At 67.4% G+C, this 20,778-nt stretch carries 22 protein-coding genes and 1 pseudogene; 10 read left to right on the top strand and 13 right to left on the bottom strand.

What is annotated here, in order from left to right:
• Positions 1 to 58: 58 nt before the first annotated feature.
• Positions 59 to 1,069 (top strand): P1 family peptidase, encoded by a 1,011-nt coding sequence (locus tag SCMU_RS14750; RefSeq protein WP_338027564.1) that lies wholly within the window; start codon positions 59 to 61, stop codon positions 1,067 to 1,069.
• Between the two features lie 144 nt (positions 1,070 to 1,213).
• Here the strand turns inward: SCMU_RS14750 and SCMU_RS14745 are convergent, their stop codons facing one another.
• Positions 1,214 to 2,059: a type IV toxin-antitoxin system AbiEi family antitoxin domain-containing protein gene (locus tag SCMU_RS14745; RefSeq protein WP_229229875.1), complete on the bottom strand. Its 846-nt coding sequence runs from the start codon at positions 2,057 to 2,059 to the stop codon at positions 1,214 to 1,216.
• A gap of 257 nt (positions 2,060 to 2,316) precedes the next feature.
• Between SCMU_RS14745 and SCMU_RS14740 the strand changes: the two genes are divergently transcribed.
• Complete coding sequence (locus SCMU_RS14740) at positions 2,317 to 3,225, top strand: SRPBCC family protein (protein WP_229229874.1); 909 nt, start codon at positions 2,317 to 2,319, stop codon at positions 3,223 to 3,225.
• A gap of 166 nt (positions 3,226 to 3,391) precedes the next feature.
• On the opposite strand, the gene SCMU_RS14735 is transcribed toward SCMU_RS14740, so the two are convergent.
• A complete protein-coding gene (locus SCMU_RS14735) occupies positions 3,392 to 4,951 on the bottom strand; it encodes an IS1182 family transposase (RefSeq protein WP_229229873.1) in 1,560 nt (519 codons plus the stop codon).
• Between the two features lie 74 nt (positions 4,952 to 5,025).
• Positions 5,026 to 6,168, bottom strand: coding sequence for an NYN domain-containing protein (locus SCMU_RS14730; protein ID WP_229229872.1), 1,143 nt, complete (start codon positions 6,166 to 6,168; stop codon positions 5,026 to 5,028).
• A 114-nt stretch (positions 6,169 to 6,282) separates the two neighbouring features.
• Between SCMU_RS14730 and SCMU_RS14725 the strand changes: the two genes are divergently transcribed.
• From SCMU_RS14725 to truA, 8 genes are all read left to right on the top strand, one after another.
• Positions 6,283 to 7,173 carry a type IV toxin-antitoxin system AbiEi family antitoxin domain-containing protein gene (locus SCMU_RS14725; RefSeq protein WP_229229871.1) on the top strand — a complete coding sequence of 297 codons (891 nt, stop codon included), beginning with the start codon at positions 6,283 to 6,285 and terminating at the stop codon, positions 7,171 to 7,173.
• Between the two features lie 378 nt (positions 7,174 to 7,551).
• Positions 7,552 to 7,773 (top strand): translation initiation factor IF-1, encoded by a 222-nt coding sequence (gene infA / locus SCMU_RS14720; RefSeq protein ID WP_011775571.1) that lies wholly within the window; start codon positions 7,552 to 7,554, stop codon positions 7,771 to 7,773.
• 18 nt (positions 7,774 to 7,791) lie between these two features.
• A complete protein-coding gene (gene rpmJ, locus SCMU_RS14715; protein ID WP_011775570.1) occupies positions 7,792 to 7,905 on the top strand; it encodes a 50S ribosomal protein L36 in 114 nt (37 codons plus the stop codon).
• A 209-nt stretch (positions 7,906 to 8,114) separates the two neighbouring features.
• Complete coding sequence (rpsM, locus tag SCMU_RS14710; RefSeq protein ID WP_066499470.1) at positions 8,115 to 8,492, top strand: 30S ribosomal protein S13; 378 nt, start codon at positions 8,115 to 8,117, stop codon at positions 8,490 to 8,492.
• A gap of 43 nt (positions 8,493 to 8,535) precedes the next feature.
• Complete coding sequence (gene rpsK / locus SCMU_RS14705; RefSeq protein ID WP_229229870.1) at positions 8,536 to 8,940, top strand: 30S ribosomal protein S11; 405 nt, start codon at positions 8,536 to 8,538, stop codon at positions 8,938 to 8,940.
• Positions 8,941 to 9,128: 188 nt separating this feature from the next.
• Positions 9,129 to 10,139: a DNA-directed RNA polymerase subunit alpha gene (locus tag SCMU_RS14700; RefSeq protein ID WP_229229869.1), complete on the top strand. Its 1,011-nt coding sequence runs from the start codon at positions 9,129 to 9,131 to the stop codon at positions 10,137 to 10,139.
• A 55-nt stretch (positions 10,140 to 10,194) separates the two neighbouring features.
• Complete coding sequence (rplQ, locus tag SCMU_RS14695; RefSeq protein ID WP_229229868.1) at positions 10,195 to 10,803, top strand: 50S ribosomal protein L17; 609 nt, start codon at positions 10,195 to 10,197, stop codon at positions 10,801 to 10,803.
• A 29-nt stretch (positions 10,804 to 10,832) separates the two neighbouring features.
• Positions 10,833 to 11,786 (top strand): tRNA pseudouridine(38-40) synthase TruA, encoded by a 954-nt coding sequence (gene truA / locus SCMU_RS14690; protein ID WP_229229867.1) that lies wholly within the window; start codon positions 10,833 to 10,835, stop codon positions 11,784 to 11,786.
• Between the two features lie 171 nt (positions 11,787 to 11,957).
• Here the strand turns inward: truA and SCMU_RS14685 are convergent, their stop codons facing one another.
• The 10 genes and pseudogenes from SCMU_RS14685 to SCMU_RS14635 all read right to left on the bottom strand — a co-directional run bounded on the left by SCMU_RS14685 (position 11,958) and on the right by SCMU_RS14635 (position 20,772).
• On the bottom strand, positions 11,958 to 13,280 hold the full coding sequence (locus SCMU_RS14685; protein ID WP_229229866.1) for a vWA domain-containing protein: 1,323 nt from the start codon (positions 13,278 to 13,280) through the stop codon (positions 11,958 to 11,960).
• 124 nt (positions 13,281 to 13,404) lie between these two features.
• Positions 13,405 to 13,572, bottom strand: coding sequence for a hypothetical protein (locus SCMU_RS14680; RefSeq protein ID WP_229229865.1), 168 nt, complete (start codon positions 13,570 to 13,572; stop codon positions 13,405 to 13,407).
• Between the two features lie 340 nt (positions 13,573 to 13,912).
• A complete protein-coding gene (locus tag SCMU_RS14675; protein WP_229229864.1) occupies positions 13,913 to 14,092 on the bottom strand; it encodes a Flp family type IVb pilin in 180 nt (59 codons plus the stop codon).
• A gap of 1 nt (position 14,093) precedes the next feature.
• A complete protein-coding gene (locus SCMU_RS14670) occupies positions 14,094 to 14,984 on the bottom strand; it encodes a type II secretion system F family protein (protein WP_229229863.1) in 891 nt (296 codons plus the stop codon).
• Positions 14,985 to 14,996: 12 nt separating this feature from the next.
• Entirely contained in the window at positions 14,997 to 15,941 is a 945-nt protein-coding gene (locus SCMU_RS14665; protein ID WP_229229862.1) for a type II secretion system F family protein, read from the bottom strand.
• Between the two features lie 5 nt (positions 15,942 to 15,946).
• Positions 15,947 to 17,262 (bottom strand): annotated as a pseudogene (locus tag SCMU_RS14660) (TadA family conjugal transfer-associated ATPase).
• Between the two features lie 176 nt (positions 17,263 to 17,438).
• Positions 17,439 to 18,641: a CpaE/TadZ family protein gene (locus SCMU_RS14650; RefSeq protein WP_229229859.1), complete on the bottom strand. Its 1,203-nt coding sequence runs from the start codon at positions 18,639 to 18,641 to the stop codon at positions 17,439 to 17,441.
• Positions 18,638 to 19,372: a Flp pilus assembly protein CpaB gene (cpaB, locus tag SCMU_RS14645; protein ID WP_229229858.1), complete on the bottom strand. Its 735-nt coding sequence runs from the start codon at positions 19,370 to 19,372 to the stop codon at positions 18,638 to 18,640. The genes SCMU_RS14650 and cpaB overlap by 4 nt, the downstream gene beginning before the upstream one ends.
• Positions 19,373 to 19,411: 39 nt before the next feature.
• Complete coding sequence (locus SCMU_RS14640) at positions 19,412 to 20,392, bottom strand: pilus assembly protein TadG-related protein (protein WP_229229857.1); 981 nt, start codon at positions 20,390 to 20,392, stop codon at positions 19,412 to 19,414.
• The gene (locus SCMU_RS14635; RefSeq protein ID WP_229229856.1) at positions 20,380 to 20,772 is read right to left on the bottom strand and encodes a TadE/TadG family type IV pilus assembly protein; all 393 of its coding nucleotides are present in this window, start codon (positions 20,770 to 20,772) and stop codon (positions 20,380 to 20,382) included. The genes SCMU_RS14640 and SCMU_RS14635 overlap by 13 nt, the downstream gene beginning before the upstream one ends.
• Positions 20,773 to 20,778 lie beyond the last annotated feature (6 nt).

Raw genomic sequence — 20,778 nt, 5'->3', positions numbered from 1 at the left:
GGCAGTGAGGTGCGCCACATGGTTGAGGCGCGTCGGCGGCACGCGTTGAATGTTCCCCATGGGATCCCTTCTTGATGTGCCCGGTATCCGGGTGGGGCATGCACAGCGCACGGAGGACGGCTGGCTCACGGGGGTGACCGCCGTCGTGCTTCCGCCGGGCAGCTCCGGAGGGGTGGACGTGCGGGGCGGCGGCCCCGGGACCATCGAGACCGACGCCCTCGACCCGGCGACCCTCGTCCAGACCGTGGACGGCATCGCGCTGTGCGGGGGGAGCGCGTACGGGCTCGCCGCGGCGACCGGGGTGCAGCGCTGGATCGAGCAGCAGGGCCAGGGCTACCACGTGATGGGCGGCGTGGTCCCGATCGTGCCGGGCGCCGTGATCTTCGACCTCGGGCGCGGCGGGGACTTCTCCGCGCGGCCGGACACGGCGATGGGCTTCGAGGCTGCGGCGGCTTGCGTGGGGCTCGAGGACGCGCCCGACGGCGGTCTGCGCGGCTGCGTCGGGGCCGGCACCGGGGCGGTGCTCGGCAGAGGGCAGTACAAGGGCGGGGTCGGGATGGCCTCGGTCCGCGTTGCGGGCGGCCCCGTGCCCGGCCCGCCCGGGGCCGATCCGGTGTCGGTGCCCGAGGGGATCGTGGTGGGTGCGCTCGCCGTCGTGAACGCCGCGGGGCTGCCGGTCTTCCCGGAGGCGCCCGAGCCCGGGGCCCCCACGCTGGGGGGCGTCCCGCAGGGGCCGGCGGCCGCGGGGCTCAACACGACCCTCGTGGTGGTGGCGACGAACGCGGCGCTCACGCCGGCCGAGTGCAAGCGGCTCGCGACGGCCTCGCACGCTGGGCTCGCGCGGGCCCTCGATCCGAGCCACACGCTCGTGGACGGGGACACCGTCTTCGCGGCGTCGACGGGGGCGGTCGAGTTCGACCGGGCTATTGACGCGGCGCGGGTCGTGGGGCTCATGTCCGTGCAGATCGCGGCCGCGCAGGCCGTCCGGGACGCCATCCTGGACGGGGTGCGTGCCGCGACGCCGGTGACGACGCCCGCCGGGAGCTGGGCGCCCTTCCCGGTGCCCTAGGCGTGGGCGGTCGGGAACTCCCCGGCTTTGATGTAGGGAACTCCCCAGCTTTAGGTATCGACCCGTGGAATCATGCGGATGTCTTGGCTCGGCTGGTCAGAGCGAGTGTCCAAAGCTGGGGAGATTCCTACAACCCGGCCGGGCTCAATACACCGGAAGGCCTCCGAGGGACAGGCGGCGGGCCACGACCTCTGTGACTCGGTCGAGAAAGCGCTCGGGGTGGTGCACGACGTCGTTGTAGCCGAACCGGAGGGCGCCGAACCCGAGGGCCTGGGCGGCGGCGTCACGGGCGTAGTCCTTCGCCCTGCTCTCCGGCTTCTTGTGGGTCCTGCCATCGAGTTCGACGTTGACGCAGTGCGCGACGATCGTGTCCATCCAGCCGACGCCGGCCACATAGACCTGGGCCTCGACATGCAGGCCGGCCCTGCGCATGAGCTCCCTGGCCAGAGTCTCGATCGGTGAGTCCGCGCCCCGGTCCACGAGGTTCAGGACGGCCCGGGCACGGCCGTTGCGGGGACCGACGAGCCTGCTCTTGAGGAAGTCCATGGATAGGCCCTGCTGGATGGCCGACTCGACAACCACGAGAGCCTCGAATTCCGGCAGGCACTCGAGGCAATGGAGCACCACGTCGGCGAGGGAGGCGACGATACTTCCGGGGCGGGCCGGAACCCACGTGCGTCGGTGCACCACCGACCGTTCGGACTTGTAGTGCCCGTCCTTGCGCTGGATGTGGACTTTTGCCGGATCATGGATGAGCCAGAGCCCGTGGGACTTGGCCGCCGAGGCGCACGTCAGCAGGGACCCGGTCGCGATTGTTCGCGCGAGGAACGGGTCTGCGTCGGGCAGGGCGATCACACCACGGCCGAGGCGATGCACCAGGCCCATTGAGATGGCCGCCCTGAGAGTCCGTTCCGTGACTCCCACGGCGAGAAGCTCACGCGTCCGAGCTACGCCGTCACGGACCCTGAGTGCGAGCAGCAGGTCATCCATGCCGTCATCGTTGCGGCTCCGGCGGCATCCCGAAGGTGCAAGGACGCCTACGTGGAGGACACGCCGGGATCAGATGCTGTGGAGGACGATGCAGGGCGCCCAGTTCTCGCCCCGGCCCAGCCCTCGCCCCGGCCCAGCCCTCGCCTGGGCCCGGCCCGGGGACCTTCTCCTCTGGGAACAACGCCTGCCGGCCGATTGACTGGAATCGCAGCCGATCCGAAGGCGGCCCGGCCGCCGGCTCATAGGAGATGAGAATCATGACGAAGACCCTCGTCCGGGGCGTCACGATCAATGCCCCCGTGGATGCGGTGTTCGCCTTTGTCAGCGACCCGAGCAAGTGGATGCACGCCTACGCTGGCGAGGTCGAAGCCACGCACGTCGACATCAAGCCGGGCGGCGTGGGAACGTCGGCGCGCATGTCGGCGAAGATGTTCGGGGTCCACATGGGCGTGACGCACGAGTACACCGAAGTGGTTCCCAACCAGCGCATCGTCTCAACGGTCTCGGCCGGCCCCGTGATCACCTTCTCGTTCGAGCCGGTCGAGGGAGGGACGGCTTTGACGATCGAGGCCAGACTCGCCCTCGAGACGCCGCTCGTGCGCGTGCCGCTCCAGACCCTGTGGGTGATGTGGGTCGACGACGACATCGACGCTCTGCTCGCCAACATCAAGAGCCTCGTCGAGACCGGCCAGAAGGCCGTCACCGACGCGGACATGACGCCCGCCGGCGTTCACCCGCTGGTGTGGTCCGGGAGCGTCAGCATCGCGGCTCCTGTGGAGCGGGTCTTCACCATGCTCAAGGATCCCCACGTCTGGATCGGCGAGGGCGCTGACGTCTCGAACATCAAGGAGACGCCGGAGGGGGTCGGGACGACCTTCGATGTGGCGTGGCGGGTGCTCGGCATTCCCCTCAAGACGACGCATGAGTACACCGAATACGTCCCGAACGAGCATCTGACCTCGAAGGCGGCGCTGGGCCCGGTGTTCACCCTGCGGGTGGAACCCGAGGGCGAGGGCACCAAGCTCACCTACCGGTGCGACGTGGTCCCGTCCAATTGGGCGGACGCGGCCGTCGACGCTCTGGTGATGAAGATGTCGGAGCGCGGTCAGGCTGAGCTGCTGCAGCGGATCAAGGAGGCGGCTGAGGCGCAGGTGCCTCAGGCCTAGGAGACCGCTGAAGAAGTGGCTTTCGGGCTTGGTCTGGGAGTCCGCGGGAGGTGGGCTCTATTGCCTCTCGCGGCTTGGTTCCGGTCGTTGCTCGTGGGCGGCTCGGTTTCGGGGTGTTGCTGTGCGGGGCCGCTGACCGGGCCCGGGGCCCCGGGGCGTGGGCCTCTCAGGCGATGGCCCAGCCTCCGTCCTGGCGCTCGAGGCCGAGGTTGAGCAGCCGTCGCAGGTTCAGCCCGGCTGCCCGCAGGGTGAGCCAGGCGTTGTTCCGGGCCACTCCGATGTAGGGCACGCGTCTGGCCCCGCGGGTGAGCCAGGCGATCGTGCGCTCGACCATGGGCCGGTGCCGCCGGTAGATCTGGAGGAATTCCGGGCCCGAGGCGCGGGCGCGGTGTTCGCGCTGGAGCCGGTCGTGCTGATGGAGTTCGAGCTTGCGGCCCCGGGCCGAGGTGGTGCACCGGGCTCGGAGTGGGCAGGCGCGGCAGGCTGCGCCGAAGGTGACGTGCCGTCTGGGGCTGATCGGCTTGGTCACGCCGTTCGGGCAGGTCGCGGTTCCGGCGGCCTCGTCGACCTCGAAATCGTCCAGGGTGAATCCCTCGGGCACCGCGGGGCGCAGTGGCCAGGGCTTGATCACCGGAGAGTGTCCGGCCGCGGCGACGGCCGCGAGCATCTCCCCGGTGCCGTAGGCGGAGTCGGCCAGGACCTCGATGCGCTCCCCAGCGGTCGTGGCGTCTCTTCCGAGGAGCCCGGCGCCCACTGCCGCGTCGGAGTTCTCGGGCCCGGAGGCCTTGGTCAGGGCCGGGACGGTGATGATCCCGGTGTCGGGCTCGGCGACGATGTGGGCCTTGAACCCGTCCTGTCTCCTTTCCCTGGTCTTGTGGGCGTGCCTAGCCTCGGGGTCCACGGTGGAGATCATCCTGTCAGGGGCGACCTTCCGGGCAATCCGCCACCTGCCGTCGGTGCCGTCGGAGCCCTCGGCCGGTTCCACGTCCTGCCCGGCGACCAGGGCCAGCAGGGCCACAGCCTCGGCCGCCCTGCCCTCGAGCGCTTCGGCGTCGATCACCCCCAGCAGGGCCAGAGCGTCGGACACCAGGGCCGAGACCAATCCGTCCCGGGCCGCCGGGTCGTCCCAGGCGATGCGCGGCTTGCCGGGCTGGGCATAGTCGTGGCCGGTGCACACCCGCGCGATCAGCGCCTCGGCGCCGGGCACCTCGCGTCCGACCCGGCGGATCGCGGCGATCAGCTGGGTGACGGTGTCCTGCCGGGCGACCGCATCGTCCAGGACAGTCGAGTCCAGGGCCCTGCGCGTCCTGCCCTTGAGCACCCCGGTCTCGGCCACCACAGTCTGGACGGCCTCGAAGACCCGCTGCGGCCGAGCGCTGTCGGCGAGCCGACGGCGCCAGTACGTCAGCGTGGTCGGGTGGAATGCCCGGTCAGCGACCGAGAACCCGCAGGCAGCCTTCCAGCGCAGGTCGTAGGTCACCGCCTCGGCCGCCTCGCGGTCCGAGAGCCCGTTCAGCGCCTGCAGGACCAGGACAGTTGCCACCACCTCCGGCGGGATCGAGGGCCGGCCACGGCCCGAGGGGAACAGGTCCTCGAACATCTGCGGAGGAAACAGCTCCCGGCGGTGCGCGGCCAGGAAGGCGAAGACGCTGCCGGGGACCAGCAGATGCCCCGCCAGCGCCTCCACATCCAACAACTCACGCTGCCCGTCATCGCGACCCTGCATGAACCCAGTCTTAACCACCCGCGGCCCGAACCACGCAGGGCACGCCTCGCCGCCCCCAATTCTTCAGCGGTCTCCTAGGTGCGGCCCGGCGCGACCACGAAGGCCGCGAGGCCCTCCTTCTCGACCCGCCACGGTGTTCCGACGAGTGCGTCCGTGACCGCCGGCAGGAGCTTGGGGTAGCCGGCGTCCTTGTGGGTGAGCTCAGGGAGTTCTGCACGGAGGGCAACGCCGAGTCTGGTCAGCGGTGCCCGGCCGCTCTCCTGCAGTTGGGCGGCGAGGGGCCCGGTCTTCATGATCGCTCGAACGGCACGGAGGTACCGGGTCTTGGACGGCTCGCCGGACGACGGCGGCGCGGCGCCTTCTGCGGGTGCGCCCGCCGGGGCCTGCGCCACGGCTTGCGGGCCCGCGGCAGGCCGCTTTGCAGCGACAGGTCGGTGCATCGCCAGGCCGCAGTGCTGTTCCACGAAGCCTCCGAGCGTGGCTGCTCCGAAGTCCTTGAACGTGGTGCGCGGCCACTTGGTGCGCAGGTGCTGGCCGAGCCGCGAGCCGTCCACTGCGCCGTCCACGAGCAGCTCACGCTTCCGCTTGACCGCGGCCTTGATCTCGTCGCGGTACTGCTCGAGGGTGGGGGCGGCGGGCTGCGGCGGTGCGCTCTTCTGGGGCGCCGGAGGCTGGGCCGGACGCGCGACGGCGGGTGGTTCCGGGGCGCCGCGGGTCACGGCGAGCTCATGATACTCATCGGCGGCAGATCGCAGGAGCTCGCTGACCGTGCCGGCCTCCGGAAGGTCAGTCGAGGCCACGATGACATGTTTGTCGAGTTGCCGCAGCCTCCTCGCGAGCGGAACGAAGCCGCCGTCGCCGGTCACGATGACAAAGGTGTCCGTCGCCGGGCGGTCCTGGGCTTCTGCGAGAGCGTCGACCACGAGTTGGATGTCCGCGGCGTTCTTGACGTTGCGGGAATGGGAAAAGATCTGGATGGCTTCGATCCCATTGGACATGAGGTCCTTCTGGTAGGCCATCATGGCGGGCCGTGCCCAGTTCGCGTAGGCGCGGAATGACGTGATCCTGGTGCGGCCGTCGCGGCGCAGCAGGCCCCTCAGTTCCCTGGCCAATCCCGAGAGTGGCACGGACGCGACGTCCTTGGCGTAGCCTCCGAACAGGTTCTCCAGATCAATGAAAACGGCAGTGTTTCCGGTCGCGGCCCGCGCGTCAGTCATGCTTCCCCCTGAACAATTCCTATTCGGGGAATTCTTCCACGCGCATCGCGCTGGGTTGTCCACATAGGTCCCACGGGCCAGCCGACGTGGCGGGCGGCGGGCCACGATGCCATGGTGGACGAGGTCATCGATGTCATGACGAAGCTTGGCGGGATCGCGCGGGCCAAGGACCTCGCCGGAGCCGGCCTCACGCGGCGCAGCATTTCGGCCGCGGCGGCGGTGGGCCTGATTGAGCGGGTGCGCCCGGGGCTCTACGCCATTCCCGCGGCGGACCCACTGCTTCGCCGATGCGCCGAGACCAACTCGCTGCTGACTTGCGCGAGCGCGGCATCGCGCCTGGGTCTGTGGGTCGTCGAGGAGCCGAAGAGGATTCACCTGCTTCGCCCAGATGGCACCTTCAGATCAGATCTGGCCGTGATCCATCGCAGATCATGGATCTCGGCGGAGCGCGGCGGCCACCTGGCGTCAACGTTCGACGCCGTCATGCATGCGCTCCTGTGCCTGCCCGAGCCGGAGGCGCTGGTGATCGTGGAATCCGCGGTGAACCAGAAGCGTGTCACCGTCGGCGAGCTGAGAGGCTACCTCACAGGACCGGGGAGCCGCAGCGCGCTCGCCGTCCTCGGGCATCTCGATCCTGGTGCCGACTCCTTCGTCGAGACTCTGGCCCGCTACTACCTGCGGAAGGCGGGGCTCGGGGTCCGGCCGCAGGTGGATGTGGAGGGCGTGGGGCCAATGGACCTGTTGGTCGAGGAATGCGTGGATGTGGAGACCGACGGGAAGCTGCATGAGCGTCCTTCGGCGCGGGCAAATGACTACGCGAGGGACGCCGCCGCGCAGGCCCTCGGCATACCCACTGTGCGGTTCACCTTCCGGGACGTGGTGCGGACGCCGGACCTGATGGTCGCGAAGGTGAAGCGCGTGGTGGAGCGGCGCCTCGCAATGGGACCACTCCCAGTCTTCACCGAGGTGGAGACCACGTGGCGGAAGGCGCACGGCGCGGCCTGACGGTCTTGGCCGAGTTCAACTTTCACCACGGGCGGGTGCAGATTTCACCGGCACCGCGGGCTCCTGGGCGCGACACGCCGGGGCGACGCGCGTGACACGCCGCCCGGACATACGGCTCGTGGTGAAACTTGCACACGCCGGTGGTGAAACGTGAACGGCCCGCGGGGCTGTAGCTGGAGTAAGCACCGCCACGGCTGGCATCGCGCCCGTGTAGCATGGGCGGATTTAACTTCCGGGCCCATCCGGCGTACAGTTGTGTGTTGGCTGTCGGCCCTCCCATGCCCTTTTCGCAAGGAATGGACGGGACGCTAGTCAAAAAACCATACACGTCCGCCAGGGGCCACTCGCGCCCGGCGGCACCAACAGTTAGCGGAGGCTATGGCCAAGAAGGACGGTGTCATCGAGATCGAGGGCGTCGTGACTGAAGCGCTGCCCAACGCGATGTTCCGCGTTGAGCTGACGAACAAGCACGTTGTTCTTGCTCACATCTCGGGGAAGATGCGTCAGCACTACATCCGCATCCTCCCGGAGGATCGCGTAGTGGTGGAGCTCAGCCCGTACGACCTGACCCGCGGCCGTATCGTCTACCGCTACAAGTAAGCACGCAAAGGAAGAGCCATGAAGGTCAAGCCGAGCGTCAAGCAGATCTGCGACAAGTGCAAGGTGATCCGCCGCAACGGCCGGGTCATGGTGATCTGCGAGAACCCGCGCCACAAGCAGCGCCAGGGCTGATCCCCTCCCGGACCCGGGGAACCGGGAAAGGGAGTACAGCCAGGGCAACGCCCACGCAATAACTAGAGAAGGCAGCACAAGCTGCGCTGGGACGAATGGGCCCGGACAGCTGACCCCCGGCCCGGAGGCTGGGGCCGCTCGCACACAGTGCAGCAACAGAGCGGGTGTACTGCCTACGACCTCCGGAATACACAAGGAGAACCGCCACTATGGCTCGTCTCGCTGGCGTAGACATTCCCCGCGAAAAGCGGCTGGAAATCGCGCTCACTTACATCTACGGCGTGGGTCGCACCCGTGCGAAGGAGACGCTCGCTGCCACGGGCATCAGCGCGGACGTCCGGGTCAAGGACCTGACGGACGCCGAGCTGGTCCAGCTGCGCGACTACATCGAGGGCAACTACAAGGTTGAGGGTGACCTCCGCCGCGAAGTGGCCGCCGACATCCGCCGCAAGGTCGAGATCGGCAGCTACGAGGGCCTGCGCCACCGCCGGGGCCTCCCGGTCCGTGGCCAGCGCACCAAGACCAACGCTCGTACCCGCAAGGGCCCGAAGCGCACGGTCGCCGGCAAGAAGAAGGCCGGCCGCTGATAGCGGCCCGCGTCACCCACAACTTCAGGTAGGAGAGAGCTAAATGCCCCCGAAGACTCGTGCGACGTCGGCCCGTAAGCCGCGCCGCAAGGACAAGAAGAACATCGCGCTCGGTCAGGCGCACATCAAGAGCACCTTCAACAACACCATCGTGTCCATCACGGACCCGTCCGGTGCTGTGATCTCGTGGGCCTCGGCCGGCGAGGTCGGCTTCAAGGGCTCCCGCAAGTCCACCCCGTACGCCGCGCAGCAGGCCGCCGAGTCCGCAGCGAAGCGCGCCCAGGAGCACGGCCTCCGCAAGGTCGACGTGTTCGTCAAGGGCCCGGGCTCGGGCCGCGAGACCGCGATCCGCGCGCTCCAGGCTGCCGGCCTCGAGGTCGGTTCCATCCAGGACGTGACCCCGAGCGCGCACAACGGCTGCCGCCCGCCGAAGCGCCGCCGCGTCTAACAGGTTCCGGGGCCCGGTGGGGACCCGCCCGCCCAAGGCGACCGCTCGCCGTCGTGCGTAAGAGACTGCGCACGACGGCGGCGTGTCGCCTCGTGCGGGCACCTCGCCAGGCTTCATTACTTAGTCAGACCCTTTTCCATCCATCTGTGTTGCGTCATATAGCGGATGCTTCCTGAAAGGAAAACCCAGTGCTCATTGCACAGCGCCCCACCCTGTCTGAAGAAGTAGTCTCCGAGAACCGCTCCCGCTTCGTCATCGAGCCGCTGGAGCCGGGCTTCGGCTACACCCTCGGCAACTCGCTGCGCCGCACCCTGCTGTCCTCGATCCCGGGGGCGGCAGTGACCAGCATCCGGATCGACGGCGTGCTGCACGAATTCACGACGGTCGAGGGGGTCAAGGAGGATGTCACCGAGATCATCCTCAACCTCAAGAGCCTCTCGATCTCCTCGGACCAGGACGAGCCCGTCGTCGCGTACCTGCGCAAGCAGGGCCCCGGCGTCGTGACGGCCGCGGACATCGCGCCGCCGGCCGGTGTGGAGATCCACAACCCGGACCTGCACATCGCCACCCTGAACTCCAAGGGCAAGTTCGAGCTCGAGCTGACCATCGAGCGCGGCCGCGGCTACGTCTCCGCGGCGCAGAACAAGTCCGCGGATGCGGAGATCGGCCGGATCCCGGTGGACTCGATCTACTCGCCCGTCCTCAAGGTGACGTTCCGCGTCGAGGCGACCCGTGTTGAGCAGCGCACCGACTTCGACAAGCTCATTGTCGACGTCGAGACGAAGCCGGCCATCAAGCCGCGCGACGCCGTTGCCTCCGCCGGCACCACCCTCGTGGAGCTGTTCGGCCTCGCCCGCGAGCTGAACACCGCCGCCGAGGGCATCGAGATCGGCCCGTCCCCGACGGATGCCGCTCTTGCCGCGGACATGGCCCTCCCGATCGAGGACCTGGACCTCACCGTGCGTTCGTACAACTGCCTCAAGCGCGAGGGCATCCACACCGTGGGTGAGCTCGTGGCGCGTTCCGAGGCGGACCTGATGGACATCCGGAACTTCGGCGCGAAGTCGATCGACGAGGTCAAGGCCAAGCTCCTCGAGCTGGGCCTCTCGCTCAAGGACTCGCCCGTCGGGTTTGATCCCCTCGCCGCGCGCGCTGCCGCGGGTGACGAGGACGACGCCTACGGCGACGACGAGCTCTAAGTAACTTTCCCGCCCTCGGCGAAAGCCGGTGGCGGTCCACAACAGGAGAACAACAATGCCTGCACCCACCAAGGGTCCGCGTCTGGGCGGTGGCCCGGCGCACGAGCGCCTCATGCTCAACAACCTGGCGGCCGCGCTCTTCGAGCACAAGCGGATCACCACGACCGTGACGAAGGCCAAGCGCCTCCGCCCGGTGGCCGAGCGCCTCATCACGTTCGCGAAGCGCGGCGACCTCGCCTCGCGCCGCCGTGTCCAGGCCGCCATCTCGGCGCGCACCAACACGAACAAGGGCATCATCCACGAGCTCTTCACCGAGATCGCCCCGCAGATGGCGGAGCGCAACGGTGGCTACACCCGCATCACCAAGGTCGGCAACCGCAAGGGCGACAACGCCCCCATGGCTGTCATCGAGCTCGTGCTCGAGCCGGTCTCGGCGAAGCAGGCTGTGGTTGCGGAGGCTGCCGCGGCCGCCAAGGCTGATGCAGCGAAGGCTGCTCCGGCCGAGGCTCCCGCCGAGGCTGAGGTCGAGGAGACGGCCGCTGCCGAGGCTCCGGCCGAGGTCGAGGCTGAGGCTCCCGCGGAGGAGGCTGCTGAGGCTCCGGCCGAGGAGGCCGCCGCTGAGGAGGCCCCCGCCGAGGAGCCCAAGGCCGACGACGCCAAGTAGGCCCGTGCTGCCCCGATAGACTGGGGCGCATGACTTCCGAGAAGGCCCCCGTTCCCGATTCTGGGAACGGGGGCCTTCCCGCGTCTCCCGGTGATGCGCGACCTGTCCGCGTCCGTCTGGATCTGGCGTACGACGGCGCGCCGTTCAGCGGGTGGGCAGTGCAGCCCGGGCGTCGCACGGCTCAGGGGGCACTCGAGGAGGCGCTCGCGCTGATCATCCGCCGGCCCGTGCGGGTGGTCGTGGCCGGGCGGACGGACGCCGGCGTGCACGCACGCGGGCAGGTTGTGCACCTGGACCTCGAGCGGGCGGAGTGGGACGGGCTCGTGCGTCGGTCGTCGGACGAGCCCGAGGACGTCCTCGTGCGGCGGCTCCGCGGCGCCCTGAGCCGCGTGCTCGGGGAGGAGACTGGCGCGCTTGAGGTGCGAAACGCCGTCGTGCCTCCACAGGGCTTCGATGCGCGGTTCTCGGCGCTGTGGCGGCGCTATTCCTACCGGATTGCGGACAGGCCGGAGAACTGGGACCCGATGCTGCGCGGGATCACCCTGTGGCACCGCGAGGCGGTGGACGTGGAGCGGATGAACGCCGCCGCGGACCAGCTGCTCGGGCTGCAGGATTTCCTCGCGTTCTGCAAGCCGCGTGAGGGGTCCACCACGGTGCGCACGCTGCAGGAGTTCGGGTTCGAGCGGGCGCACGACGGCGTGGTGGTCGCCCGGGTGGGCGCCGACGCCTTCTGCCACAACATGGTCCGGGCGCTCGTGGGCTCGGCGCTGCGGGTGGGGGAGGGGCTCGAGTCGGTCGAGTGGCTGCACGAGCGGATGCTCGCGCGGGTGCGGGACGCGAAGACGCGGCTCGCCCCGCCGCACCCGCTCGTGCTGGAGGAGGTCGGGTACCCGGAGTCGGCAGAGGAAATGGCCGAGCGGGCGGAGCTGACGCGGGCGCTGCGCGCCCCGGTGGTAGAGCGAAGTCGAAACCCCGGTGGTTGAGCGGAGTCGAAACCCAACCACGGGTGGTTGAGCGGAGTCGAAACCCAACCACGGGTGGTTGAGCGAAGTCGAAACCCCGGTGGTTGAGCGGAGTCGAAACCCCCGCTGGTTGAGCCCCACGAACGGAGGGCCCCGCCGGGTATGGCGGGGCCCTCCGTGCCTAGCGTGCGACTACTTCTGCTTTGGCGGCACCGTGCAGGTGGCGGTCGCGGTGTTGCCTGCGGCGTCGGTGGCGATGAGGGTCGCGTCACCCTTGAAGAGGAACTGCCATGCGACCGCGCCGGAGAATGGCGAGACGCTTGAGGCGGCGGTTCCGGGTGCCTGGGTCAGCTTGAAGTAGGTCCCTGGGTCGTACGGCCCGAAGGTCGTGCCCGTGGCGTTGTCCTTGATGCTGACCGTCACGCCCGGCAGGTTGTCGTTGGCGACCATCTGGTAGAAGCCAGCCTGCTGGTATCCGGGCACCGCCTTGCCGTCCGGGTTCACGCCGGGCCCGCACGAGACGGTCGGCGGAGTGACGTCGTTGACCGTGATCGCGACGGTCTGCTTGAACGCGTCGCCCGCGTCGGCGCCGTTGATCTTGAACTGCGTGGTGCAGTTGAGCGTCGAGCCCTGCGGCGCGTCGGCCGCTACGGTGATGGCCTCATCGAGCGTCAGGTCCTTGCCGCTCGCGACCGTTTGGGGCAGGGCAGGGGTGAAGGCCAGCGACAGGCCGGTGTCACAGGTCGTGGACGCCGTAACCTCGGCGGGGAGGTTGGACAGGCCGGAGAGGATCGCCGAGGAAACACCGCCGGTCGGGATGCCCGTCATGAGACTGCCGCCGGTCGCATTGGTGATGGCGGTGGCCTGGCCGGTAGCGTCGAGGTGATCGTCTCCGACGCTGAGCGCGAGAACCTTTGCATTGACCCCCTGCAGCGAGGCGATGGCGTCCGCGAGTGTATGCCCGTTGCTCGGGTCGTGGCCGGGCTCGTCGCCGAACCACACGACAATGCGGGAGGAGCCGGGGCGGAATGTCACGGCATTGCCGCCCGATCCGATCTCCCAGAGGGCGTTGAGCTGGGACTCGGGGATGTCCCCGCCGCCGCTCGCGGTGATCGAGTTCACCGCAGATTGTGCCGTGGCAGCTGACGCGGTGAGGTCGGTGTCCAGACGAAATCCGTACGGGTCGCCACTGTTGAAATCTTTGTAGTCGGCGACGGCGAACTGGGCATCGGGCTGCGCAGCCTGCACTGTCGAGACGATGTTGCCCATCTCGGTCTTGACGTTGCCGATGGCTCCCTCCATGCTGCCCGTCGAGTCGACGACAAGCACAATGTCGGGCTTGGGCGGGATGGTTGGGGTGGAGACCGTCTTGGCGACGTGGATCGTGTCGCCAGGGTTGACGTTCTTGGTTACGGTCGAGGGGCTGACTCCAGCGCCAAGGGCGAGGGCCGGGGACGCGATCAGAGCCCCCGCGGCTACGGCCGCAGTTGCGGTCGCACGAAGCAACTTGTACATCGCTGGCTCCTTCTAGTCGGGACGCCGGGGGAGGTTGGGTGCGAACCAGGGGGACTGCGTGCCGACTGATTACGAAGAATAGGTGGGAGCCATTACTGCAGCGTTATCGCTTGCGGCCTCGCCATTAGCCGATGAGGATCTGCATCACCACGTTCATGCTGATGAACACTGAGCCGACGACGGTGTACTGTTTCCACCCTGGAGACGGCCACTTGTCGGCCAGCCACAGTCCGAGGAGAGCGCTGTCGACTGCCGCGCCGTACGCGATGAACGTGATTAGGGCGCTCCTCATGGCCGCCTCCGTCCAGCCGATGCCGACCTCGGGATCGGCTGCCCAGTTCAGGAGTCCCGGAGTCCCTTCAGGGTACGTGCATCGGGCGCGAGCCGGCAGGGGCGAGGCGGTGCGGGACCGCTGGGAAACAGACCTTGTGTGCGAACGGTCACGCATTAGATGCCGTTTGATGCGTGAGCGTCAGGAAGGGACCTTGACCTTGGCCCTCAGCAGATCGCGTACCGGCCGGTTGTCTCCCTCCCGATGAGTTTTGTGCTGGTCAAGAAATGGGAGGAGCCCCCTCCCGGTTCTGGGTGCCGGGAGGGGGCTCCGGTCTAGTGGGCCCTGGAAAGCCGATGTCCTAGCCTCGAAGCAGTGTCTGGACCGCTTCGGCGATCTGGTCGTAGTAGCCTCCGAGCGCAAGCCCGAGCGCGGCCACGCCGGCGACAATCGCTATGACAATGAAGGCCATGAGGAGTGCATACTCCGTGGCAACGGCACCGCGCTCCTTCTGGGCGTCGGGTGTGCCCTCTACGGTCACCTCACTGCCCTCCGAAGAGTTTCATGATGCTCATGATCGTCGGGCCCAGGATCACAATGAAGAGCGCAGGGAGGATCGCGAAGATCAGGGGGAAGAGGATTTTCACCGGGATCTTCATGGCGTGCTCTTCCGCGCGTTGACGGCGCTTGGTGCGCATCTCCTTCGCCTGAGTCCGCAGGACCTTCGCGATCGCGATGCCGTACTCGTCCGCCTGAACCACCGCCCGGATGAACGAGCGCAGTTCGGGGAAGTGGGCCCGCTCGGCGAGGTCCAGATAGGCTTCGCGCCGCGAGCGGCCCACTTGGACGTCCTGGAGCGTGCGGACGAACTCATCGGCGAGGGGTCCCGTGCTGTTCTCCGCGGCACGTGCCATTGCAGCGTCGAACCCGACGCCCGCCTCAACGGAGATGAGCATCTGGTCGAGGGCGTTCGGCAGTGCGAGCTGCATGGCCTGCCGTCGCTTTTCTCCGGAGTTCCTGAGGAGGAGGTCCGGAAGGAAGTAGGCGGACACCGTCAGCGATGCGGTCCGGATGAAGGACCAGGCCGAGGGATCCCTGAGCGCGAAGAAGAACAAGAGCGCGAGCGCGAATCCGCCGAACGCAAGGAGCGGCTTGGCCATGAGGACTCGGTCCAGGGGCCAGCCCTTCGGTCGGCCGGCAGCGGCGAGCAGCTTGTCGAGCTTCGCTGTGTAGCCTGACGGCGTGATGCGTCGCGTCAGGTCTCGCACGCGTTCCGACAGCGGCACCGTGGAGTGCTTCGGGCCACCCTTGGCGAGCCCAAGGTTGATCTCGATGCTCCGCCGCGCGGAGCGGTCGGTCGCCACGAGGGCCCACGTGAGGTAGCCGAGGGGAATCACGATCGCCAGGACCGCTGCGAGGGCAATGGGTGTCACCTGTGCCTCCTCCTAGAACTTCGGCTTGATGAGGATGTTGAGCCAGATGGAGCCGACGGTGAGCAGGACCGCGACTGCGCCGAGCATCAGCCATCCGGGCACCGTGGTGAAGAAGGTCGTGCCGTAGTAGGGGTTCACGAGCGACATGAGAACGAGCATCACCAGGGGAAGGCACACGAGGATCACCGCGGACATCCTTCCCTCCGCGCTGAGCGCCCGAACCTGACGGCCAAGCTGAGCGCGTTCCCGGATGGTGTCGTTGACGTTCTCGAGGACCTCGGCGAGGTTGCCGCCCACCTCGCGTTGCGTCTCGACGGCCTGGGCGGACCAGAGGAAGTCCTCGCTCTTCATCCGGCCGGCCGTCTCCAGAAGGGACTGGACGAGGTCCTTGCCGATACGGGTCTCGTTGACCACCCGCCGCAGCTCCTCACCCATGGGGGCCTCTGCCTCGCCCGCAGCAGCATCAATGGCGCGCAGCAGGGAGTGGCCCGCCCGCATGCTGCCGGAGAGCATTTGAAGCGTGTCTGGGAGCTGGTCCGCGAACTTAGCCTGGCGCTTCGACGCCTTCAGGTTCAACCACACCAGCGGTCCGAGCGGAGCGACGATGAAGAACAGTATGCCCAGCCCCAAGCCCCCGAGCACGAAGCCGAGGATCGCTCCGAGGAGCGCCGCCGCGCCGCACATGATGAGGAAGTCGCCCATGCTGAACCTGACGCCGGCCTGCTCGAACTTGTCGGCTTGGATGAACCGGAGCTGGCGGCCCCGAAGGGAGCGGTTGATGGCTCCAACAGCGGAGTCGGTGAGCTTCGTCAGCGCCGTCGTGCGGTCCTGTGCGGTTTGAGGCCGCCTGCGTTCAGGGGCCACGGTGCGTCGCGAACGGAGCAGGAAGACGACGAGTCCTACCAGTCCGGCATAAACAGCGAGCAGGCCTACGACCAAGAGAATAGGTGAGTCCACGTACCTCACACCTTCCCGTACTGCTGGCCGAAGATGGACGGGCTGATCCGGATGCCGAGATCGGCGAACCGCTCGGTGAAGCGCGGCCGGACCCCTGTGGGGATCGGCTTGCCGAGGAATCGACCGTCCGCGTCGATGCCCGCGGAGTAGTCGAAGAGGAAGGCATCCTGGAGCGTCACGACATCTCCCTCCATGCCCTGCACTTCGGTCACATGGGTGACGCGACGAGTACCGTCGCGCAGTCTGCTCAGGTGCACGATCAGGTTCACGGCAGAGGAGACCTGTTCACGGATAGCGCGGAGCGGCAGGTCCATGCCGGCCATGAGGACGAGCGTCTCGAGTCGCGCGATGGCGTCGCGGGGCGAGTTCGCGTGGACTGTGGAGAGGGATCCGTCGTGGCCGGTGTTCATGGCCTGAAGCATGTCGAGCGTCTCACCGCCGCGGACCTCGCCAACCACGATCCTGTCCGGGCGCATGCGGAGCGAGTTCCTCACGAGATCGCGGATGGTGATGGCGCCAGTGCCCTCGATGTTCGGAGGGCGGCTTTCGAGCCGGACCACGTGATCCTGTTGGAGCTGGAGCTCCACCGCGTCCTCGATCGTGACGATCCGCTCGTTGTGCGGGATGAAAGAGGAAAGGACATTGAGCAGGGTCGTCTTTCCGGTTCCCGTTCCGCCGGAGACAATCACATTCATGCGCGCTGCGACGCACGCGTGAAGCAGCTCGGCCATATCCGGATTGAGTGTGCCCAGCTCGATGAGCCGATTGACGCTCAGCGCCTCGCGCGAGAACTTGCGGATAGTGAGTGAGGAGCCGTTGACGGCCAGCGGGGGAATGATCGCGTTGACGCGCGAGCCGTCGGAGAGGCGTGCGTCGACGAGTGGAGACGATTCGTCGATGCGGCGGCCCACCCGGGACACGATCCGCTCGATCACACGACGGAGCTGTTCCTCGGAGTCGAACGTCGTCTCGGTCGGGAACAGCTGCCCGTGGCGCTCGATGTACACCTGATCGGCGCGGTTGACCATGACCTCGGTGACGCTCGGGTCGTCAATGTACCGCTGGATCGGCCCGAGCCCGAGGACATCGTCCATCACCTCGTCGATGAGGCGGTCGCGCTCGCTCGCGGTGAGCGGCACCTGCTGCTCGGCCACGACGCCGCGCAGCTCGCTCCGCACGTACTCGTGCAGGTCGGCTTCGCTCAACGTGGAGTCCGAGATGCGCCCCCGACCCGTTCGTAGAGCTCTCCCGAGACTTTGCCCTTGAGGTCGCGCAGCGCTTGGCTCGCGCGGACGGCGCCTGCGGTCGCTATCTCGTGGATGGCGAGCCGTGCCTCGGCGTCCGCTGCGGCCTTGGCTTCCACTCGAGTCGAGAGCTTAGAGTACGACGGCGAGTGCTCACCGATGCCGGACAGCTCGTCGGTGGCATCCACGCCACTGACGTCAACGCTGTCCGGTGACGTGACTCCCCGTGCGCCCTGGAGCCGTTCCGACAGGCTCACTGGAACACCGCCCGGCGGTGGAGCTGCTTGTGATCGCGGGTGTCCCACTGTGGCTTGAATCGGTCGACGAGCTTCCGCAGGCCCTTCACCGCGGGATCGCGTAGGCCGTCCTGAAGAGCCGGGACGCCCCGGTTCGTGGACAGTGGCAGCGAGCGGGACCGGGGAAGGACCACGTCCACGGGAACGCCGAGCGTCGCCTCGACGTCCTGCATGGTGATGCCCGCCTTGCGGTCCGCCATGTTCAGGACCACATGGCGGTGCTCCGGGAGCATGTGCAGCTCGTTGAGGATCTCGAGTCCGGACTTAAGGCCCCGGACGCTCGGGATGTCCATCCCGCACACCCAGACGACGTCCGTCGCCTGGTCAAGGGTTGCGAGCACGTGCTCGCCGAGGCCAGGAGAGGTATCGATGACCACGTACTGGAATTCGGTGGCGAGGTGCTTGATGAGCTCGGCGACCTGTTCCGGAGCGATGCGGTCGGCATCCGCGGGGTTCCTCGGGGCGCACAATGCGTAGATGTTCGTGGGGTGGGCGCTCAGATAGGTCTTGAGCGAGAGCGAGTCCATCGGACCGTTGACGGCGTCGAGGACGGTCCGCTCGGGGTTGAGCATGAGCCCGCTCGCGACGTCGCCGAACTGGAGGTCGAGGTCGACGATCACCACGGACATCGGGGCGATCTTGCCCAGACCCACGGCAATGTTCGTGGCGATCGTCGTCTTGCCAACGCCGCCCTTGGGCGACATCACTGCGATGATCCGCCCATGGGAGCCTTCCGCCTCCGCCACGGCTCCCGCGGCCGAGGGAACCGCTGCAAGCCGAGATGCGGCGGCGCTCGCGGCCTGCTCGAGGTGACTACGGAGAGACTCGGCGTCCGCCGTGGGAGTCACGATGTCCCGTACGCCGGAACGCATCGCCGAGAGTGCGATCTCCGGCGTCGGCTGAGCCGCGTAGATGATGCTCACGTGCGGGAAGCGTGCGTCGACAGAGGCGGCGAAGGTGAACACGTCCTCGGACCTGAGATCCGGGCCAAGGACCAGGACCTCGACAGGATCTCCGACCAACTGGCCGAAGACGTCGTCGATGCTTGCGGGGAGGAAGTTGGCTTGGAAAGCTTGCAGTGCACCAGGGAGGCTTGCCGCAGCGAGGCGTACCCTGTGCTCGAAGTCCGAGTCCGCGGTAATGAGAGCGAAGCGACTCATCGGTACACCTTTGTCCGGTCAAGCACGCCGCTGTTGTTCTCAGCGGCAGAAGTGGGTTCCTTCGAGAGATACACCTTGCCGAACTCGGCGGCGAAGACAATCTTCTCGGCATCGGCGGACGTGCGCGCCAGAGTCACGAGGTACTCGCCGTTGCTGCCCGACCCGCTGGCGATGCCGCCCCCGCTTTGCTTGGGCGCATCGGTGGCATTGTTCTGTGCTGCGGCCCCGGAGGTCATCTGGATGCCCGTGACGACGACTTTGTGGAAGGAGAGCTGCGTCTGGGCGGGTGTGTTGTCCTCTTTCGGGAAGGAGAGGAAGACGCCGACGGTGTCTCCCGCCGAAAGGGTGCCGCCGACAACCCGTTCGATGGGGAGGCGAACGGTGACTTCCTGCATGCCATCCGGAACGGCGGCGCGGCCGGGGCCATTGATTGCGCCGGGAGCGACGAAGCGCGTCGAGAGGAGCTGCTCGCCCGGTTCGAGGGCGACCGAGGCAACCTTGCCCTGGATCTGGCCGATGTCCGTGACGGCGTCTGTGGCAACCACGGACTTCGGGACCGGCTTCTTGGCAATCGAGGCGCCGAGTGCGCCGGCGGCCGTCCCCGTAGGGACGGACTTCTGGACGACGTAGACGTCTTGGGTCTCTGTGCCAGCCATAGCGCGGGCGTCTGCGCCGTTGACGTACATGATGAGCAGAACGCTGCCGATGATTGCAACAATCAGAGCGGCCACGCCTCCCAGTAGGCGGGTCCTCAAGGTTGACTCCTTAGATCATTTGGTGAGTTTCACGACGTAGAGGTTTCCCTCGTGGGAGGGGTCTGTCGTTCCACCGGTGAAGTAGCTCGGATCTCCGGAGTATCCGAGGAACGTCCCGTAGATTCCGTTGTTATTTGTCGGGGCGGGCCATGTGCCCAGCTGATTCGAAGGGAAACTCCAACCTTCGATTCTGAACCCAGCCCATTTTTGGATCATGAATGCCGCTCCATTGCCCGTCACCCCGTTCCAGTCGTTGTAGACCGGCAAGGCGACCACTTGATTGAGCAGTGACGACACGAAGACACCCTTGCAGGCGTTGTTCGGGATGCTCGCTCCTTGCGACCCCGGGTAATACTGTCCTACCGTGGCATCGATGATGCATCCTGAACTGGAAGTCGGCGCGAGCCAAGCCATCCCGCCCGGCAGAATTTGATTCGATGGTGTTCGCCCATTGCAATCCTGGGCACCCTTTGAGCCACCTTGGGTAAGGATCTTGTGGGGCTTGCCGTCATCGATGAACTCGCACGTCGAAAATGCCAGAGGCAGCACGCTTCGTCCGCTTGTCGGGTAAAACCATGTGGCCGTTGCCGTCGCATTCACAGGCACTGCGTCGATGCCGATGACGCGGGCAAATGTCATGGGAAGCGAACCTGAACCGGTCGTTGTGTTGACGGTCACCGTGCCGGCGCTTAGGTCGATAGTCGGGGGAGCTGCGACACCCGTGGCGTCGTTGGTGTTGGCTCTGGCGTAGGTGGACGCGGTATTCGGCGCGTTGGGCGAGCACGTGTTGCTGGTCGTCTTGTTGGCGCACGCGTCGGCCACGGCCAGAGCTGCCGCATCCGCTCCGTTCTGGAGCTGGCCACGCTCGGTGGCAATCCTCCCGAAGTCGACGGCGAGTGCCGCGGACCCGAGAAGAACGACCATGAGGATGGCAACCATCACGGCGATGGCTCCCCGTTCGCGGTCGATGTCCTGCCCAGATGTCAGCCGCCGCATCGCATCACTCCTACGCCGGTGAGCGAGATTGTGCTGGCCGGCAGGAGCCATGAGCCTGCCAGAAGCGGGACGTTGGAGGTGACCGTCGCGGTGACCTGCTTCAGGCTCGAGTTAGTGGGGTCCGTGACGCAGGCGAGTGACCCCACGTTCAGGGTGAGTCCTGGTGCGACGGCATTGGCGGCGGTTTGCGCCGTCGCGGGCTGGCCCGTAACCGCCATGGTTCGAGCCGCCTCACGCGCCGCATTGCTGATCATGATTTGAGCGTTGTAGATGTGCCCGAATTCGACGATGCCAAGCACCAAGGCCAAGAGGAGCGGCACGACCAATGCGAATTCAACGGCCGCAGCGCCTCGTTCGCGACGTCCAGTCTCTGTAGTCATAACCTT

It is taken from the genome of Sinomonas cyclohexanicum (genome assembly GCF_020886775.1).
Classification (GTDB): domain Bacteria; phylum Actinomycetota; class Actinomycetes; order Actinomycetales; family Micrococcaceae; genus Sinomonas; species Sinomonas cyclohexanicum.
The sequence above is the reverse complement of the archived record's forward strand: the minus strand, read 5'-3'. Positions and strand labels throughout refer to the sequence as shown.

Coding starts and splice junctions, on each gene's coding strand:
- SCMU_RS14750 (WP_338027564.1), top strand. CDS start 59: ATGGGATCCCTTCTTGATGTGCCCGGTATCCGGGTGGGGCATGCACAG.
- SCMU_RS14745 (WP_229229875.1), bottom strand. CDS start 2,059: ATGGATGACCTGCTGCTCGCACTCAGGGTCCGTGACGGCGTAGCTCGG.
- SCMU_RS14740 (WP_229229874.1), top strand. CDS start 2,317: ATGACGAAGACCCTCGTCCGGGGCGTCACGATCAATGCCCCCGTGGAT.
- SCMU_RS14735 (WP_229229873.1), bottom strand. CDS start 4,951: ATGCAGGGTCGCGATGACGGGCAGCGTGAGTTGTTGGATGTGGAGGCG.
- SCMU_RS14730 (WP_229229872.1), bottom strand. CDS start 6,168: ATGACTGACGCGCGGGCCGCGACCGGAAACACTGCCGTTTTCATTGAT.
- infA (WP_011775571.1), top strand. CDS start 7,552: ATGGCCAAGAAGGACGGTGTCATCGAGATCGAGGGCGTCGTGACTGAA.
- rpmJ (WP_011775570.1), top strand. CDS start 7,792: ATGAAGGTCAAGCCGAGCGTCAAGCAGATCTGCGACAAGTGCAAGGTG.
- rpsM (WP_066499470.1), top strand. CDS start 8,115: ATGGCTCGTCTCGCTGGCGTAGACATTCCCCGCGAAAAGCGGCTGGAA.
- rpsK (WP_229229870.1), top strand. CDS start 8,536: ATGCCCCCGAAGACTCGTGCGACGTCGGCCCGTAAGCCGCGCCGCAAG.
- rplQ (WP_229229868.1), top strand. CDS start 10,195: ATGCCTGCACCCACCAAGGGTCCGCGTCTGGGCGGTGGCCCGGCGCAC.
- truA (WP_229229867.1), top strand. CDS start 10,833: ATGACTTCCGAGAAGGCCCCCGTTCCCGATTCTGGGAACGGGGGCCTT.
- SCMU_RS14685 (WP_229229866.1), bottom strand. CDS start 13,280: ATGTACAAGTTGCTTCGTGCGACCGCAACTGCGGCCGTAGCCGCGGGG.
- SCMU_RS14680 (WP_229229865.1), bottom strand. CDS start 13,572: ATGAGGAGCGCCCTAATCACGTTCATCGCGTACGGCGCGGCAGTCGAC.
- SCMU_RS14650 (WP_229229859.1), bottom strand. CDS start 18,641: ATGAGTCGCTTCGCTCTCATTACCGCGGACTCGGACTTCGAGCACAGG.
- SCMU_RS14640 (WP_229229857.1), bottom strand. CDS start 20,392: ATGCGGCGGCTGACATCTGGGCAGGACATCGACCGCGAACGGGGAGCC.
- SCMU_RS14635 (WP_229229856.1), bottom strand. CDS start 20,772: ATGACTACAGAGACTGGACGTCGCGAACGAGGCGCTGCGGCCGTTGAA.